The organism is Pseudomonas sp. SIMBA_067 (genome assembly GCF_046534675.1).
Classification (GTDB): Bacteria; Pseudomonadota; Gammaproteobacteria; order Pseudomonadales; family Pseudomonadaceae; genus Aquipseudomonas; species Aquipseudomonas putida.
Genome location: NZ_JAWRYH010000892.1, coordinates 1 through 253 on the forward strand (window position 1 = coordinate 1; position 253 = coordinate 253).

The following is a 253-nucleotide window of genomic DNA, read 5'->3' on the forward strand; positions in this document are numbered from 1 at the left end:
CTGAAGAGCAAGAAGCAACTGCTGGCCCGGGTGCGCAAGATCAAGGGCCAGGCGGCCGCGCTTGAGACGGCGCTGGAGCAGGACAAGGACTGCCTGGCGATCCTGCAGCAGATCGCCGCCGTGCGCGGCGCGGTGAACGGGCTGATGGCCGAAGTGATGGAAGGGCATATCCGCGAACATCTGGTGGCGGACGGGCTTAGCGCCGAGGAGCGGCAGGATGAGGCGGACAAGGTGGCGGCGTTGTTGCGGTCTT

The 253-nt window shown here is 66.4% G+C and carries 1 protein-coding gene; it reads left to right on the forward strand.

Going from position 1 to position 253, the window contains the following annotated elements; translation table 11 throughout:
* On the forward strand, positions 1-253 hold a 253-nt coding region (locus SB765_RS31795), incomplete at both ends, for a metal/formaldehyde-sensitive transcriptional repressor (protein ID WP_410932780.1).